The 16,073-nt window shown below is 59.7% G+C and carries 19 protein-coding genes; 9 read left to right on the top strand and 10 right to left on the bottom strand.

The window, feature by feature from the left end:
* Positions 1-94: 94 nt before the first annotated feature.
* Entirely contained in the window at positions 95-991 is an 897-nt protein-coding gene (locus AC07W0_RS04140; RefSeq protein ID WP_102617069.1) for a LysR family transcriptional regulator, read from the bottom strand.
* A 105-nt stretch (positions 992-1,096) separates the two neighbouring features.
* Between AC07W0_RS04140 and AC07W0_RS04135 the strand changes: the two genes are divergently transcribed.
* On the top strand, positions 1,097-2,092 hold the full coding sequence (locus AC07W0_RS04135) for an aldo/keto reductase (protein WP_102617068.1): 996 nt from the start codon (positions 1,097-1,099) through the stop codon (positions 2,090-2,092).
* A gap of 129 nt (positions 2,093-2,221) precedes the next feature.
* On the opposite strand, the gene ahpF is transcribed toward AC07W0_RS04135, so the two are convergent.
* The 3 genes from ahpF to AC07W0_RS04120 form a co-directional block, all read right to left on the bottom strand.
* Positions 2,222-3,787, bottom strand: a complete 1,566-nt coding sequence (ahpF, locus tag AC07W0_RS04130; RefSeq protein WP_102617067.1) for an alkyl hydroperoxide reductase subunit F — start codon at positions 3,785-3,787, stop codon at positions 2,222-2,224.
* Positions 3,788-3,903: 116 nt separating this feature from the next.
* Positions 3,904-4,467, bottom strand: a complete 564-nt coding sequence (gene ahpC / locus AC07W0_RS04125) for an alkyl hydroperoxide reductase subunit C (protein ID WP_102617066.1) — start codon at positions 4,465-4,467, stop codon at positions 3,904-3,906.
* Between the two features lie 133 nt (positions 4,468-4,600).
* Positions 4,601-5,533, bottom strand: a complete 933-nt coding sequence (locus tag AC07W0_RS04120; protein ID WP_102617065.1) for a site-specific integrase — start codon at positions 5,531-5,533, stop codon at positions 4,601-4,603.
* 170 nt (positions 5,534-5,703) lie between these two features.
* Here AC07W0_RS04120 and AC07W0_RS04115 point away from each other — a divergent pair, with 170 nt between their 5' ends.
* Positions 5,704-6,711, top strand: coding sequence for a DNA-binding protein (locus AC07W0_RS04115; RefSeq protein WP_046489459.1), 1,008 nt, complete (start codon positions 5,704-5,706; stop codon positions 6,709-6,711).
* Here AC07W0_RS04115 and gorA read toward each other — a convergent pair whose 3' ends face one another.
* Both gorA and galU read right to left on the bottom strand, forming a co-directional pair.
* Positions 6,712-8,070, bottom strand: coding sequence for a glutathione-disulfide reductase (gorA, locus tag AC07W0_RS04110; RefSeq protein WP_046489458.1), 1,359 nt, complete (start codon positions 8,068-8,070; stop codon positions 6,712-6,714).
* A 105-nt stretch (positions 8,071-8,175) separates the two neighbouring features.
* On the bottom strand, positions 8,176-9,015 hold the full coding sequence (galU, locus tag AC07W0_RS04105) for a UTP--glucose-1-phosphate uridylyltransferase GalU (RefSeq protein ID WP_003212579.1): 840 nt from the start codon (positions 9,013-9,015) through the stop codon (positions 8,176-8,178).
* 310 nt (positions 9,016-9,325) lie between these two features.
* Here galU and AC07W0_RS04100 point away from each other — a divergent pair, with 310 nt between their 5' ends.
* Both AC07W0_RS04100 and AC07W0_RS04095 read left to right on the top strand, forming a co-directional pair.
* Positions 9,326-9,511 (top strand): hypothetical protein, encoded by a 186-nt coding sequence (locus tag AC07W0_RS04100; RefSeq protein ID WP_017846306.1) that lies wholly within the window; start codon positions 9,326-9,328, stop codon positions 9,509-9,511.
* Positions 9,512-9,703: 192 nt separating this feature from the next.
* Positions 9,704-9,985 (top strand): hypothetical protein, encoded by a 282-nt coding sequence (locus AC07W0_RS04095; protein WP_017846307.1) that lies wholly within the window; start codon positions 9,704-9,706, stop codon positions 9,983-9,985.
* A 9-nt stretch (positions 9,986-9,994) separates the two neighbouring features.
* Here AC07W0_RS04095 and AC07W0_RS04090 read toward each other — a convergent pair whose 3' ends face one another.
* The 4 genes from AC07W0_RS04090 to AC07W0_RS04075 all read right to left on the bottom strand — a co-directional run bounded on the left by AC07W0_RS04090 (position 9,995) and on the right by AC07W0_RS04075 (position 12,388).
* Entirely contained in the window at positions 9,995-10,225 is a 231-nt protein-coding gene (locus AC07W0_RS04090; protein WP_102617064.1) for a hypothetical protein, read from the bottom strand.
* Positions 10,226-10,302: 77 nt separating this feature from the next.
* Positions 10,303-11,220 (bottom strand): c-type cytochrome, encoded by a 918-nt coding sequence (locus AC07W0_RS04085; RefSeq protein ID WP_026139942.1) that lies wholly within the window; start codon positions 11,218-11,220, stop codon positions 10,303-10,305.
* Positions 11,217-11,864: a c-type cytochrome gene (locus tag AC07W0_RS04080; RefSeq protein WP_102617063.1), complete on the bottom strand. Its 648-nt coding sequence runs from the start codon at positions 11,862-11,864 to the stop codon at positions 11,217-11,219. The genes AC07W0_RS04085 and AC07W0_RS04080 overlap by 4 nt, the downstream gene beginning before the upstream one ends.
* Positions 11,865-12,037: 173 nt before the next feature.
* Positions 12,038-12,388 carry a hypothetical protein gene (locus AC07W0_RS04075; RefSeq protein WP_017846311.1) on the bottom strand — a complete coding sequence of 117 codons (351 nt, stop codon included), beginning with the start codon at positions 12,386-12,388 and terminating at the stop codon, positions 12,038-12,040.
* Between the two features lie 214 nt (positions 12,389-12,602).
* Between AC07W0_RS04075 and AC07W0_RS04070 the strand changes: the two genes are divergently transcribed.
* From AC07W0_RS04070 to AC07W0_RS04050, 5 genes are all read left to right on the top strand, one after another.
* Positions 12,603-12,905, top strand: a complete 303-nt coding sequence (locus AC07W0_RS04070) for a DUF1883 domain-containing protein (RefSeq protein WP_102617062.1) — start codon at positions 12,603-12,605, stop codon at positions 12,903-12,905.
* A gap of 26 nt (positions 12,906-12,931) precedes the next feature.
* Entirely contained in the window at positions 12,932-13,096 is a 165-nt protein-coding gene (locus AC07W0_RS04065; protein ID WP_017846313.1) for a hypothetical protein, read from the top strand.
* Positions 13,097-13,100: 4 nt separating this feature from the next.
* A complete protein-coding gene (alkB, locus tag AC07W0_RS04060) occupies positions 13,101-13,766 on the top strand; it encodes a DNA oxidative demethylase AlkB (RefSeq protein ID WP_046489457.1) in 666 nt (221 codons plus the stop codon).
* A gap of 75 nt (positions 13,767-13,841) precedes the next feature.
* Positions 13,842-14,888, top strand: coding sequence for a bifunctional DNA-binding transcriptional regulator/O6-methylguanine-DNA methyltransferase Ada (ada, locus tag AC07W0_RS04055; protein ID WP_102617061.1), 1,047 nt, complete (start codon positions 13,842-13,844; stop codon positions 14,886-14,888).
* 118 nt (positions 14,889-15,006) lie between these two features.
* Positions 15,007-16,068, top strand: coding sequence for an NAD(P)H-dependent flavin oxidoreductase (locus tag AC07W0_RS04050; RefSeq protein ID WP_017846316.1), 1,062 nt, complete (start codon positions 15,007-15,009; stop codon positions 16,066-16,068).
* The last annotated feature ends 5 nt before the right edge of the window (positions 16,069-16,073 follow it).

Genomic DNA, 16,073 nt, shown 5'->3' with positions numbered 1-16,073 from the left:
GGGCATGTCAGAACCAGGCCCCGGCAATCGCAATGACACGACCCAGGCCGGCGGACGTCATCGCGCAATCCCCAAGCGTGCCACGAATGGCGTGTTACGCAGACTCTCCATAACGAAAGAATTCTATGAAGGCCCGCAATGCAGGACGCATCAGTCGCCGGGAAGGATAGTAGATATAAAAGCCATCGAAGGGTGGACACCACTCTTCCATGACGGAAATCAGCCTGCCTGCGCGGACATCGGCCAAAACGCTTTCCTCAAACAAAAAAGCCAGCCCAATGCCGTCGAGGGCGGCCTGCCTCATCAGTTCCTGCTGTGGCAGGATCAGATTGCCGTTCACCCCGACACTGACGGCATGCCCGTCGCGCTCCAATTCCCAGCGGTAGATACGGCCACTCTGGAACCTGCGGCGGATGCAGTTGTGTGCGGCCAGGTCGCGGGGGTGCAGAGGCTTGGGATGCCCGGCGAAGTAAGCCGGGGCCCCAACGATCATGCCGCGCCGTGCCCCACCAGCACGTACCGCGATCATGTCGATCTCCAGGCTCTCCCCGAGCCTGATCCCGGCGTCACACCCTTCCTCGACTATGTTCTCAAACGTATCCGAAACGCGAATGTCGAGCTCAATCGTAGGATAGAGCGCCACGAATGCCGGCAGTCGACGCATGATGACTTCCTGGACAGCGAGGAGCGGCATCGTGATCCGTAAGGGACCAGAAGGAGCAACAGCATCCTCCGTAACTTCCGCGAACCCGGTTTCGATTTCGGCGAGGGGGCCTGCGACCCGTGCCAGAAGGCGTTCGCCCTCCTCTGTCGGGCGTGTCGAGCGTGTGGTCCTTGCCAATAGGCGCAGCCCCAAGGCGCCCTCTAACGTGGAGACCGCATGGCTGACCGCAGAAGGCGCGATGCCGAGTTGATCGGCCGCCGCGCGAAAGCTGCCTGTCTTGGCGACGGCGACGAAAACGACGAGTTGGGAGAGCTGTGTTCTGTCCATTGTTCTAAATTTTAGATCAACACAATCTCGCTTGCACGGATTATCAGTACTAGTCGCTCGCTCTACCCTGTTCGTATTCCGGCTAACTTCACAGAGGAACACGTTATGGAACATCGCAAATTAGGCAAAATCGACGTCTCGGCCATCGGTTTGGGCTGCATGGGACTGAGCCAGGCCTATGGCGTCCAAGATGAAGCCAGTTCAATCCAGACACTGCATCGTGCAGTCGAACTTGGCGTAACCTTCTTCGATACTGCCGAGGTTTATGGCCCGTATCGCAACGAGATACTTCTGGGCAAGGCGCTCAAGCCGTATCGGGAACGCGTGGTCATCGCGACGAAGTTTGGCTTCATCTACAACCGGGATCGGAACGATTTCGGTGAAATCACCGGAACGGATGGCCGTCCCGAAAATGCCCGGGCCGTCGCGCACGCTTCGCTGAAGCGCCTCGATACCGACGTCATCGATCTCTATTATCTGCACCGTGTCGACCCAGCGGTGCCCATCGAAGAGAGTGTCGGAGCAATGGCCGAACTGGTCACCGAGGGCAAGGTTCGCGCGATCGGCCTTTCCGAAGTCTCTGCCGATACGCTGCGCCGAGCCCATGCCATCCACCCGATCACCGCGTTACAGAGCGAATATTCTCTGTGGACGCGTGATGTCGAAACCAATGGCGTTCTCGACACCTGCCGCGAGCTGGGCATTTCCTTCGTGCCGTTCAGCCCGCTCGGCCGCGGCTTCCTGACCGGCAAGGCGCCCGTTACCGCCACGCTGGAAGCGGGAGATTTCCGACACAATCTGCCGCGCTTCCAGCCTGGGCACGTCGAGGCAAACCGCAAGTTGGTGAGCGTGATCGAAGAAATCGCCGCCGCAAAAGGAGTGAGCGCCGCGCAAGTCGCCCTGGCTTGGGTGCTGGCCCGGGGCAACGACATCATTCCGATCCCCGGTGCGAAACGCCTCGAACATCTGGAGCAGAACGTCGCTGCGACCCGCCTGAAATTGACCGAAGAGGAATGCACCTGGCTCGAAGCGACGTTCTCGCCCGAAAACATCTCGGGCGACCGATACCCGGCAGCGTTTGAGGTGATGTCTCAGAAATAAAACCCGCACTGAAGGTGCAGACCTTGTGTATCGGGCAGTGGCGTAGCCCAGCAAAATACGCTACCGAAACCATCCTGAAATAAAAAACCCCATGTTTACACACGGGGTTTTTTATTTACGGCGCGGACTTCAGGCCGGCGCCGAGGTCCGGATCAGGTGATCGAACGCGCTCAGCGAAGCCTTAGCGCCCTCGCCCACCGCAATCACGATCTGCTTGTACGGCACAGTGGTGACGTCACCGGCAGCGAATACACCCGGCAGTGACGTTTCGCCACGCGCATCGACAATGATCTCGCCCCGGGGCGACAGCTCGACGGTGCCTTTGAGCCAATCGGTGTTGGGCAACAAACCGATCTGCACAAAGATGCCTTCCAGGCCGATGGTCGTGAACTCGCCATTGTCGCGATTCTTGTACACCAGGCCGGTGACTTTCTGGCCATCGCCTTTAACTTCACTGGTCAGTGCGCTGGTTATCACCTCGACATTCGGCAGGCTGAACAGCTTGCGTTGCAACACAGCATCAGCCCGCAGCTTGCTGTCGAATTCGAGCAAGGTCACGTGGCTGACGATGCCGGCCAGGTCGATGGCCGCTTCGACGCCGGAGTTACCGCCACCAATCACCGCTACGCGCTTGCCCTTGAACAGCGGGCCATCACAGTGCGGGCAGAAACACACGCCCTTGGCCTTGTATTCCTGCTCGCCCGGAACGCCCATTTCACGCCAGCGGGCGCCGGTAGCCAGGATCACCGTCTTCGACTTGAGCGTCGCACCGCTTTCAAAACGGATTTCGTGCAAGTCACCGGCATTTTTCGCCGGCACCAGGCTGCTGGCACGCTGCAGGTTCATGATGTCCACGTCGTACTGACGCACATGAGCTTCAAGCGCGCTGGCCAGTTTCGGCCCTTCGGTTTCCTGTACCGAGATAAAGTTCTCGATGGACATGGTGTCCAGCACCTGGCCGCCAAAACGCTCGGCCGCCACACCGGTACGGATACCTTTGCGCGCAGCGTAGATAGCCGCCGCCGAACCGGCCGGGCCACCGCCGACCACCAGCACATCGAATGCGGCTTTGGCACTGATCTTCTCGGCGGCTTTTTCGATACCGCTGGTGTCGAGCTTGGCGAGGATTTCTTCCAGGCCCATGCGGCCCTGACCGAAGTTCACACCGTTGAGGTAGACGCTTGGCACGGCCATGACCTGGCGCTCATCGACTTCGGCCTGGAACAGCGCGCCGTCGATGGCCACATGCTTGATGTTCGGGTTCAGCACGGCCATCAGGTTCAGCGCCTGGACCACGTCCGGGCAGTTCTGGCATGACAGCGAGAAGTAAGTCTCGAAGCTGAACTCGCCTTTGAGCGCGCGAATCTGTTCAATCACTTCGACACTGGCCTTCGACGGGTGGCCACCGACTTGCAGCAGGGCCAACACCAGCGAAGTGAATTCATGCCCCATGGGGATGCCGGCAAAACGCAGGCTGATCTCGGCACCCGGGCGGTTGATGGAGAACGAGGGCTTGCGTGCATCGTCACCCTCGGTTTTCAGGGTAATCAGCGTGGTGAGGCTGGTTACGTCCTGCAAAAGTGCAAGCATTTCCTGGGATTTCGCGCCGTCATCGAGGGAGGCGACGATCTCAATCGGCTGGGTGACCCGTTCCAGGTATGACTTCAACTGAGCTTTAAGATTGGCGTCCAACATACGGGCGATTCCTTTGAATTTGGTAAAAAAACGCCCGAGCGAATCTCGCCCGGGCGTTTTTGAGGGCGGTTGCAGCTTACTTAGGTGCGGAATCCCGCCCTTGATGTGTCACAGACTTAGATCTTGCCGACCAGGTCCAGGGACGGAGCCAAGGTGGCTTCGCCTTCTTTCCACTTGGCTGGGCACACTTCGCCTGGGTGGGCAGCGACGTACTGAGCGGCTTTGATTTTGCGCAGCAGCTCGGAAGCGTCACGACCAACACCGCCGTCGTTCAGTTCAACGATCTTGATCTGACCTTCTGGGTTGATCACGAAAGTACCGCGGTCTGCCAGGCCGGCTTCTTCGATCAGCACGTCGAAGTTGCGGGAGATGGTCAGGGTTGGGTCGCCGATCATGGTGTACTGGATCTTGCCGATGGCTGGCGAGGTGTTGTGCCAGGCAGCGTGGGCAAAGTGGGTGTCGGTGGAAATGCTGTAGATTTCGACGCCCAGCTTCTGGAATTCGGCGTAGTTGTCAGCCAGGTCTTCCAGCTCGGTCGGGCAAACGAAGGTGAAGTCGGCCGGGTAGAAGAACACTACGGACCATTTGCCTTTCAGGTCAGCATCAGACACGTCTACGAAGTTGCCGTTTTTGTAGGCGGTCGCTTTGAACGGTTTTACTTGGCTGTTGATGATAGGCATCGTTGACTCTCCGTCAGGGGTTGGTAAGTTGATGAAGTGAATCCTACCCACTCTCTTGGCCGATGGCTCATTGGCAAACCTGATGCTCGCGATTGGCTTTCTCTATCAGTCGACAGTGTTAATAGAAGAAACCTCAAATCAGCGGCGCAGTTGCCAGGGTCATGCCTAGAAAGGGTGTCGCTTCAACATAGCGCATGGCGGATTTCATGTCGTTCCAGCCGACGTAACTCATCAACGACTTCAAATCCCAACCACTGCGATGGGCCCACGTGGCAAAGCCCCGACGCAGGGAGTGGCTGGTGTAGTGCTCGGCCGCAATACCCGCACGCTCCAGAGCCTGGCGCAACAGCGGGATCACGCTGTTGGGGTGCAACCCCGCCTCGCCCAGGTTGCCCCAGCGGTCAATCCCGCGAAACACCGGGCCGCGGACCAGCGCCGAAGCGCTGAGCCATTCACTGTAGGCCTGCACCGGGCACAGCCGCAGCAATGCCGGGGTTTGGTAGGTCTTGCCGAGGTTGTCGCGGTCGCTTTTGCTGCGTGGCAGGTACAGGCTGATACCGGCCCCGGGCACGGCCTGAACGTGCTCGATGCTCAATCGGCACAACTCATCACTGCGAAAGCCGCGCCAGAAGCCGAGCAGGATCAATGCGCTGTCGCGTTTGGCGCGCAACAGCCGGGCGGGGTCCTGGGCTTCGCTCGCTGCGCGCGCCTCCCCTTCCAGGCACGCAACCACCTGTTCCAGATGCTTGAGCTGCAACGGCTGCGCCTGCTTCTCCCGCGCCGGGTGTACGGCGCGAATTCCCTTGAGCACCTGGCGCACGACCGGCGCCTTGGTCGGGTCGGGAAAACCCTGGCTCGTATGCCATTGCGCCAATGCCGAAAGGCGCAACTTCAAGGTATTCACCGCCAACACCCCGGCATGGGCCACGAGGTAACGCGCCACGCTGTCACTGGTGGCGGGCAGGAATCCGCCCCAACTCACCTCGAAGTGCTCGATGGCTGCGCGATAGCTGCGGCGCGTGTTATCGCGGGTAGCGGCGTTGAGGTAACGATCCAGATCGCTCATGAAAGCCTTTTCGTACTGCTGATAGGGCGCACTCACGGTGAAAACCGCGCTGACACGGGATAATACGCCAATATCCCATCTGTTAGATCATGATTTTTAACTCGTTTTTATTCATGATATGATATGTAAATACATACCATGTACCACAGTACTAAATCGACGGAGACCCCATGGCTCGTGGCGGCATAAACAAAGCAGTCGTTCAAACGGCACGCCTGGCGATCCTCGCCCGCGGCGAAAACCCCAGCATCGATGCAGTACGCATCGAAATGGGCAATACCGGCTCGAAAACCACGATTCATCGCTACTTGAAGGAACTGGACGAGAGCGAAACGCGGCAGACCATCACCGAAGCGCCCATCGACGATGAACTCGGCGAATTGGTGGCACGGCTTGCCCAGCGCCTGAAAGAGAAAGCCCAAGAGCCCATCGACTTGGCCCTGGCGCAATTCGAGCAACAGAAAACCGCCCTGCTCGCCCAGCTCGAAACGCTGCAAGCAGCCCACAACCAACTGCAACAGCAATTCGATATCCAGGCCGCGGCCCTTGCCGAAGAAAGCGCAGCCCTGCAAACCACCAACACCAGCCTGCAGACCGAACAAACCCGTAACGCCGGGTTGAGCCAGGCGTGCAGTGACTACGAGCTGCGCATCAGCGACAAGGACGAACAGATTCGCTCACTGGAAGACAAACACTTGCACGCTCGGGATGCCCTGGAGCATTACCGCAACGCCATCAAAGAACAGCGCGAACAGGAGCAGCGACGCCACGAAGGCCAGGTGCAACAGGTCCAGGCGGAACTGCGCCAGGCCCAGCAGAGCGCCATGGTGCGCCAGGACGAGATCACCCAGTTGCACCGCGACAACGAGCGCCTGCTGATCGAACATCGGGTGACGGTGAAGGAGTTGGCGGCACTGCAGGAGCAAGTGCGCAAGGACCAGGCGCAGCAACTCAACCTGAGCGAACAGTTGAAGCAGATCGACAGCGAACGCACCCTGCTCCAGGAACGCCTGCGGGTCGCGGTGCAAGACAGTCAGTCACGCCAAGCCGCGTTGAGCGAATTCCAGCAGGCCAACAAGGCGCTGGAGCTGGACCTGATCAAGGCTCAGGCCAGCATCGAGGCGTTGCGTCTGACAGCCGCCGTTGCAGCGACCGCCGAGGCAACGCCCAGCACCTGATCAGTCGGCCACGGGCGTTCGCATGGTGACGAACTCTTCGGCCGCCGTCGGGTGTACGCCAATGGTTTCATCAAAATGCTGCTTGGTCGCGCCCGCCTTGAGCGCGATCGCCAAGCCCTGCACGATTTCCCCGGCGTCCGGGCCGACCATATGGCAACCCAGGACCCTGTCGGTGTCGGCGTCGACCACCAGTTTCATCAGGGTTTTTTCCTGGCAGCCGGTCAATGTCAGCTTCATCGGCCGGAAACGGCTTTCGAAAACCTTCACCTTATAGCCTTTGCCCTTCGCATCTTCCTCGCTCAGACCGACCGTACCGATGTTCGGCAGGCTGAACACGGCCGTCGGGATCATCGCGTAGTCCACCGGGCGATACTGCTCCGGCTTGAACAAGCGACGCGCCACGGCCATGCCTTCGGCCAGGGCCACTGGGGTCAACTGCACGCGACCGATCACATCGCCAATCGCCAGGATCGACGATTCGGCGGTCTGGTACAGGTCATCCACTTCGACAAAACCGCGCTTATCCAGTTTGACCCCGGTGTTTTCCAGGCCCAGGTTATCCAGCATCGGCCGACGGCCAGTGGCGTAGAACACGCAGTCTGTTTCCAGCACGCGCCCGTCTTTGAGGGTGGCCTTGAGGCTGCCGTCGGCTTGCTTGTCGATTCGTTCGATATCGGCATTGAACTGCAGATCCAGGCCACGCTTGGTCAATTCTTCCTGCAGATGCTTGCGCACCGCACCGTCAAAACCGCGCAGGAACAAGTCGCCGCGATACAGCAAAGACGTCTGCGCACCCAAACCATGGAAAATTCCGGCGAACTCAACGGCGATATAGCCACCGCCAACCACCAGCACGCGCTTGGGCAGCGTTTTGAGGAAGAACGCTTCATTGGAACCGATCGCGTGCTCATGCCCCGGTATCTGCGGGATCTGCGGCCAGCCGCCGGTCGCGATCAGGATGTGCCTGGCCGTGAAGCGCTCGCCATTGATTTCCACCTGATGCGGATCGACCAGTCGCGCATGCCCTTCATGCAGGGTCACGCCGCTGTTGACCAGCAGGTTGCGATAGATGCCGTTGAGGCGGTTGATCTCGCGGTCCTTGTTGGCGATCAGGGTCGCCCAGTCAAAGTTCGCCTCCCCCAGAGACCAGCCGAAACCGCTGGCCTGCTCGAAGTCTTCGGCAAAATGCGCGCCGTAGACCAGCAGTTTCTTCGGCACGCAGCCGACGTTCACACACGTGCCACCCAGGTAGCGGCTTTCCGCCACGGCCACCTTGGCGCCAAAACCGGCGGCAAAGCGCGCAGCACGAACACCGCCGGAACCGGCGCCAATTACATACAGGTCAAAATCGTAGGCCATTTCACTCTCCTCGGCAGGCAATCAGCATACCGACTTAGTTGGGGGTGAAAAACGAAAAAGCCACCCGAAGGTGGCTTTCTCTTACAACAAGCGGGCAACCGTGAATCAGTAAGCCTTGCCAGTCTTGTAGAAGTGCTCGTAGCAGAAGTTGGTCGCTTCGATGTAGCCTTCGGCGCCACCGCAGTCAAAACGACGACCCTTGAACTTGTACGCGATCACGCAACCGTCTTTGGCCTGCTTCAACAGGGCGTCGGTAATCTGGATCTCGCCACCCTTGCCCGGCTCGGTTTCTTCGATCAGCTTGAAGATGTCCGGGGTCAGGATGTAACGACCGATGATCGCCAGGTTCGACGGAGCATCTTCAGGCGCTGGCTTCTCGACCATGTCGCGCACGCGGATCAGGCCATCGCCGATGTCGTCGCCGGCAATCACGCCGTACTTGTTGGTTTCTTGAGGATCGACCTCTTGAACCGCGACGATGGTGCAACGGTACTTCTGGTACAGCTTGACCATCTGGGTCAGTACGCCGTCGCCTTCCAGGTTCACACACAGGTCGTCGGCCAGTACCACGGCGAACGGTTCGTCACCGATCAGCGGACGGCCGGTCAGGATGGCGTGGCCGAGGCCTTTCATCTGGGTTTGACGGGTGTAGGAGAACGAGCACTCGTCGAGCAGCTTGCGGATACCAACCAGGTATTTTTCCTTGTCGGTGCCTTTGATCTGGTTTTCCAGCTCGTAGCTGATGTCGAAGTGGTCTTCCAGCGCGCGCTTACCACGGCCGGTGACGATAGAGATTTCATTCAAACCGGCATCCAGAGCCTCTTCGACGCCGTACTGGATCAGTGGCTTGTTCACCACCGGCAGCATCTCTTTGGGCATGGCCTTGGTCGCTGGCAAGAAGCGAGTGCCGTAACCGGCTGCTGGGAACAAGCATTTCTTGATCATATGGGTCCTTACAAAGGGCTGTGCGTACGGAATTCGGCGCAGTCTAATCAGGCCGCAGTCACCTTACAATGGGTCCTGCTGGCGTTGCGATGTCATCATAGAGAAAAAATGTCGGCGTAAGTTCCGCTAATCCTACAAAGAGCTTCACCAATACCCCGACAAAAACAGCGTAGCCCTGTGGCTTGAAAAGGGCTGCAACCCTTTTAGCACGCTTCGGCGCCGCAAACATTGACCTGGAATAACTTGGGCGGTGGCGCGACAATTGGCGCTATCATTACGCCCTTGAACCAGACTACGAGATTGTTAATAGATGTCAGAACCCAAAGGCGTGAACGGCTACCTGATCACTAAGCGAGCGGACGGTTGGCACCTGATCAACTTCCACGGCGACAGCGTCGCTGGCGCATTCGCGACCGAGAGCCAGGCAACTGCGGTTGCAGAAGTGTTTGTGGATGAAGCGGGCCACGCATCGAGCAAGCGACCGAAGGGCAAGTAAGCCTTGGAAGCTGCGTAAAAAAGCCCCGGTGAACGGGGCTTTTTTGTATCTTTTGTATAACCCTGGAATAGGCTTACACCTGACTTTCAGAACGAGACATGTCTATACGTAGATGGCAGTTCGCTATAGTCTCGTCGAAACGCCCCACGACAGTGTCAGCGCACCCTCCAACACCCTCGATGATGAACACACATGAACAAGATTCTGGCACTCACTGCGGTATTGGCGCTCGCCGGCTGCACGACCACGTCTGATGTCTACCTGAAAAACGGCGAACAAGGCCTGACCATCGACTGCTCGGGCGAAGCCAATTCCTGGGCCAGTTGCTACGAAAAGGCCGACGCCTCTTGTGCGGGCACCGGCTACCGTATCGTCGGTACCGAAGGCACGCCTTCGCTCAAGGAAAGTGAAAAGACCCTGGGCCAGGACGTGGGCAACTTCAAAAGCCGCAGTGTGGTGGTGGTCTGCAAGTAAGCGTTACGTCTACAGCTGGATATCGGCAAACTTGATACCCAGGCCACGGACGGTCTCCACCAGGTCATCCAGGCGCGAGAAAGATTCGACTTCATCCTGATCGTCCACCAGGAAAAAACTGCGACCGCCGCTTTTCTTGAAGAATACGATCCATTCCCCGAGGTCAGCCGGGTTCTGGATGATGTGAGTGGCCGATATCTGACCTTCGGCCTGGCGAGCCCTGACGTGTTCACGCTTCATGAAAGACTTCCCAAAAAAGACACATGCCGCACAAACCGAGGGTTTGCGCGGCATTTTTGCGTTGATTGGGCGTGAGTCTAACGGATGCCCTGCCCAATCAACACGCCTTCTACGGTTTGGCCGTAGAGATTGACCCCATCGTTGGCGTGGAATTTGACCCGGGTTTTTTCCACGGAACCGTCAACCAGCCGCGGGTCCTGCGGTCGCTCGTGGCTGTTGACGTAGGCCGCCACGTCCCAGGCTTGCTGGTCGCTCAGGCTGCCACCCTTGCCCAGCGGCATGTTGTGCTTGATGAAGGACGCCGCAGTATTGATGCGGTGCATGCCGGCGCCCCAATTGTAGGAGTCCTTACCCCACAACGGTGGCATCACGTAACTGTCACCGACCTTCTGGCCCTGCCCTTCGGGGCCATGGCAGACGGCGCATTGCCCTTTGTAAACCTGCGCGCCCCCGGACAGGTCATAACCTTTGGCCGGTTGGGCCACGTCGGGATACCCACGGCCTGGTAACTCCACGCCCAACGGTGCTTTGCTGGCCAGCCAGTAGGCGTACACCGAGAGCGCGGTAATTTCGCGACTATCAGCGGTCGGCGGCGTACCGCCGTTCATGCTGAATTGGAAACACCCCTGCAACCGCTCGGCAAAGGTGTTGACCTTGTCGTTCTTCTTTCGATAGGCCGGATACATCGGGTAGGCGCCCCACAGCGGCGCCGAGTTGGCCAGGCGGCCCTGATCCAGGTGGCAATTGCTGCAGTTGAGCCCGTTACCGACGAATGTCGGCGCCAGGCGTTTGGTATCCACGAACAACGCGTAGCCCTCCTTGACCAGCTTGCCGTAGGCATTGTCAGGCAGCTCGCTCTCTTGGGGCGGCTGGAATTGACTGACAGCCGCATGGCCGGCAGAAGGCTGCAACTGCGACTGGTCTTCCATGGCGATCGTAGCGGCGTGGGCGGACGGCAGACCCAACAGTCCTAGAACTAAAACAAACGGGCTCATGGCTTGGCCTCCAGTTTCAGTGAGGCGAAATACTGGGCCACGCCCTGTACTTCATCCGGGGTCAGGGATTTTGCGATGTGGCCCATCAGATCATTCGGGTCGTTGTGACGGGTGCCGTTTTGCCAGGCCGTCAACTGTGCTGCCAGGTAGGTGGCAGGCTGACCGGCAAGAGGCGGGAACGCGTCGCCGACACCCGTACCGGCAGGACCATGGCAACTTGCACATGCCGGAATCTGCCGCTCCCAGGCGCCCTGCTGGGCGAGCTTTTGCGCAGCACCGATAGGCATCTCGCTGCGATGGATCGGTTGCGGGACGGCGCCTGGCATCGCCGCCAGCGCCTGGCTGACAGCGTCGATCTCAGCGTCAGTGAGGGCATTCGCCAAGGGTTGCATCACCGGGTTGGCACGCGTGCCGCGCTTGAAGTCTTCCAACTGTTTACGCACATACAGGGCCGGCAACCCCGCCAACCTGGGGAAGCCCGCGGCGGCGAGCCCCGCGCCATCGGCGCCATGGCAGGCTACGCAGGGCATGGCGCCCGGCTGCGAGCCACCCTCGGTGAATATCTTCTTCCCATCCAGCGCGTGGGCATTGCCCAGCAGCAACATCAGCGCACTGCCTATCAGTACTCGTTCCAGAGACATCATCACGGCTCCATTTTTTATAGTTATATATTTAGGCGTTTATGTAATAAGCCTACAAATGGTAGGAGAACCTTCCCGCCGCGACAACTGCGAAACCACCAAAAAAAAGCCCGACACTGCAACGGCAGTGTCAGGCTTCTTTATCGGATTCAAACGGACCGTGTAAACGCGCGGCCTCAGCCGGAAATGCAGTCCTCCCCGGCCTTCTTCACATCGCCCGGGCGGATCGGCACATTGGACATGCTCTCGTAGAGCTTGATGCTGCTGCCGCTGGAGCGCTCGTCAATCTCGAAAATAGCCGACGGGTCAGCGGAGAATTTCTGCGGCACAATCACCTGCACGCCGTTTTTATGCGGCTCGATCTGCGGCGGCCGGCGGGTAGTCGACAATTTGCGTACCACACAGGCGGCATATTCCTGCGGTTTTTTCCCTGAAATGACCGCCAAGGTCGGGGGGGTCTGCTTGATATCTGCAACCGAAGCACACCCACCAATCGCCAAGGCCAGAACCAACACACTCCACTTCATATAAAACCTCCGATAAAGACCCTAGGACAGCGGGGATGGTAATTTTCTCCCGCCAACGTAGGATTTATCCCTGATTACTCGGTAAATAACTGTTTTAAATTGTCGAAGTCGTCGACGACGGCCCGATAATAAACGCGCTGGGGCTGATAAACTCTATCTTAACCTACGTATCGTTCTGATTTTTCAGAAAAAGCCCTTCTGGAGACACCCGCCCATGAAATTCATCCACCAGCGTGAGCACCTCAACGAGGGAGATATTGTCGTCATCGAATGCTCACAGACTTGTAATATTCGTCTGATGAGCGATGCGAATTTTCGCAGCTTCAAGAATGGCGGCCGTCACACCTACCACGGCGGCGCGTTCGACAAGTTCCCGGCGAAAATCACCGCGCCGAGCACCGGTTTCTGGAACATCACCCTGGACGTTGTGACGCGCCGCGCCATCAGCGTTACCCGCAAACCTGCGCCGTCCCACAAGATCCGCATCGTTCGTCGCACCAACAGCAAATTGAGCTGACCCGAACACTCGACAGGAAAAAAGCTGTGACCACGACCAAATACGTCATCAAGTACAAACTCAACGGCGAACGCCGCTTTGAGTTTGCCCAACTGCACAGCAACAGCGTCGAAGAAGCCAAGCTAGTACTGGCGAAGATTCACGACGCCAGCGATGAAATCACTGACATCAACGTGAGCAAGGCGCTGTAAGCCCATGCCCGGCCCGACCGTCGACCTGTTCGCCGACGACGCCCTGCAACAACCCGCAGGGCGTGAGCAGATTGGCGAACAGTCCCACGTTCTGAGGGGCTATGCCCTACCCTGGATTGAGCATCTTCTGCCAGCGTTGCGCTGCGTGCTGGCTCAGTCGCCGTTTCGGCAAATGGTCACGCCCGGTGGTTTCACCATGTCAGCCGCGCTGAGCAGTTGCGGAGAACTGGGTTGGACCACCGATCCCAGCGGCTACCGCTACACCGCGCTTGACCCGCGCAGTGGCCACCCCTGGCCAGCCATGCCCGAAACGTTGCGCCAACTGGCGGCACACGCGGCGGCCGACGCCGGGTTCAGCGATTTTGTGCCCGATGCCTGCCTGATCAACCGTTATGTGCCGGGGGCGAAGATGTCGTTGCACCAGGACAAGAACGAACGCTGCTATACCGCGCCGGTGGTTTCCGTGTCGCTGGGGCTGCCGGCGATCTTCCTGTTCGGCGGCCATGCACGCAGCGACAAGCCGCAAAAAATCTCGTTGTTCCATGGCGATGTAGTGGTGTGGGGCGGGGTCGATCGTCTGCGCTTCCACGGAGTCATGCCGGTCAAGGACGGCACGCATCCGGTCATGGGCCCGCAACGCATCAACCTGACCTTTCGCACCGCCGGCTGATTTGACCGCAAGCTTCAGAGTGCCAGGCCGCCGCGACACGACTAATCTGGCCGTGACCCGTCATGAGAGCAGGCAATGAATAACGAACATGACCCGCGCTGGGCAGCGATCCTCGCCCGTGATCCTCAGGCCGACGCGCTGTTTGTCTATGGGGTAAAAACCACCGGTGTGTATTGCCGCCCCAGCAGTGCCTCGCGCTTGCCGCGCCCGGAAAACGTCGAATTCTTTGAGACACCTCAACAGGCCGAAGCCGCAGGCTATCGCCCAAGCAAACGCGCGACCGGTGACCAGACGCAACGCGCGGCACGCCACGCCGAACTGGTGGCCAACGCTTGTCGGCAGATCGAACACGCCGAAACCCCGCCCAGCCTCGACCAACTGGCGCAGCAAGCCGGGCTGAGTGCGTTCCATTTCCATCGCGTGTTCAAGTCAGTCACCGGCCTCACCCCCAAGGGCTATGCCAGCGCACAGCGCTCACGCAAAGTGCGCAAGGGGCTCAAAGGTCGCAACACCGTCACCGACGCGCTGTATGACGCCGGCTTCAATTCCAACAGCCGCTTCTATGAATCGGCGGACCAACTGCTTGGCATGAAGCCAAGCGATTACAAAGCCGGCGGCACGAATACTCACATCCATTTTGCCGTCGGCCAATGTTCCCTCGGCGCGATTCTGGTGGCGCAAAGTCATCGCGGCGTGTGCGCGATCCTGCTGGGCGACGAGCCGGACACGCTGGTGCGCGATCTGCAGGACCAATTCCCCAAGGCCGAACTGCTGGGCGCCGACCCGGCCTTCGAACAGTTGGTCGCCCAGGTGGTGGGGTTTATAGAAGCCCCGGCCCTGGGCCTGGACTTACCCTTGGATCTGCGCGGCACGGCCTTTCAGGAACGGGTGTGGCAAGCCTTGCGCGACATCCCGGTGGGCAGCACCGCCAGCTACGCGCAGATCGCCGAACGGATTGGCGCGCCCACCGCCTTTCGGGCCGTGGCCCAGGCCTGTGGCGCCAATCGCCTCGCAGTAGCGATTCCCTGCCACCGCGTGGTGCGCAGCAATGGCGAGTTGTCGGGCTACCGATGGGGGGTGGAGCGCAAGCGCCAGTTGCTGGAACGCGAGCGCGACCGCTAAAACAGCCCGCGCCACTACACGAAACCCAGGCTGCGTCCAGTGAATAAAACAGACTGGCCGGACGCCAAGGGCCCTGCTAAAACAGCGAAAACTCTTACCAACGCTGGAGACGCATCCCATGAGCACCTGGCCAGACACGCGCATTCTCGATCTGCTGGGCATCGACGTACCGATTATCCAGGCACCCATGGCCGGTGCGACCACCGCGCAAATGGTCATCGCCGCCAGCGAGGCCGGCGCGCTCGGTTCGATGCCGGCGGCGGCACTGAGTATCGAGCAATTGCGCGCTGCGTTGAGCACTATCCGCCAGGCCGGCACGCGGCCGATCAACGTGAACTTCTTCTGCCATCAACCGCCCGAGGCGGACGACGCCCGTGATCGACGCTGGAAAGACCTGCTGCAACCCTACTACCGCGAACTGGGCGCCGACTTTGATGCTCCGACGCCGGTGACCAACCGTGCGCCGTTCAACGAAGCGGCTTGTGAAGTGGTGGAAGCGTTCCGTCCCGAGGTGGTCAGTTTCCATTTCGGCTTGCCGGAAAAGTCCTTGCTCGACCGTGTCAAAGCGACCGGCGCCAAGGTACTTTCATCGGCCACAACCGTCGAAGAAGCGATTTGGCTGGAACAGCATGGCTGCGATGCGATCATCGCCATGGGCCTTGAAGCCGGCGGCCACCGCGGTATGTTTCTCAGCGACGACCTCAACAGCCAGATCGGCTTGATGGCGCTGGTGCCGCAGATCGTCGACGCCGTGAGCGTGCCAGTGATCGCCGCCGGCGGTATCGCTGACGCGCGCGGCATCGCGGCCGCCTTTGCCTTGGGTGCTTCGGCGGTGCAGATCGGTACCGCCTACCTGTTGACCCCCGAAGCCACGGTCAGCCCCTCGCACCACCATGCATTGCGCCACGCCCAGGCCAGCGAAACCGCGCTGACCAACCTGTTCACCGGCCGACCGGCGCGCGGCATCGTCAACCGGGTGATGCGAGAACTCGGCGCGATCAACCCGCTGGCCCCGGCCTTCCCCAGGGCCGGCGGTGCGTTGCTGCCACTCAAGGCCAAGGATGAAGCCGGCTTCAGCAACCTGTGGGCGGGCCAGGCGGTGGGCCTGCGGCATCCGTTCGCAACCCGCGAGCTGACCACCTGGCTGGCAGAACAAGCCTTGAGCCGGCTGTCTCGGTAACGCAA

This window comes from Pseudomonas sp. GW704-F2 (assembly GCF_059423025.1).
This window is presented reverse-complemented; position numbering and strand designations above follow the sequence as displayed.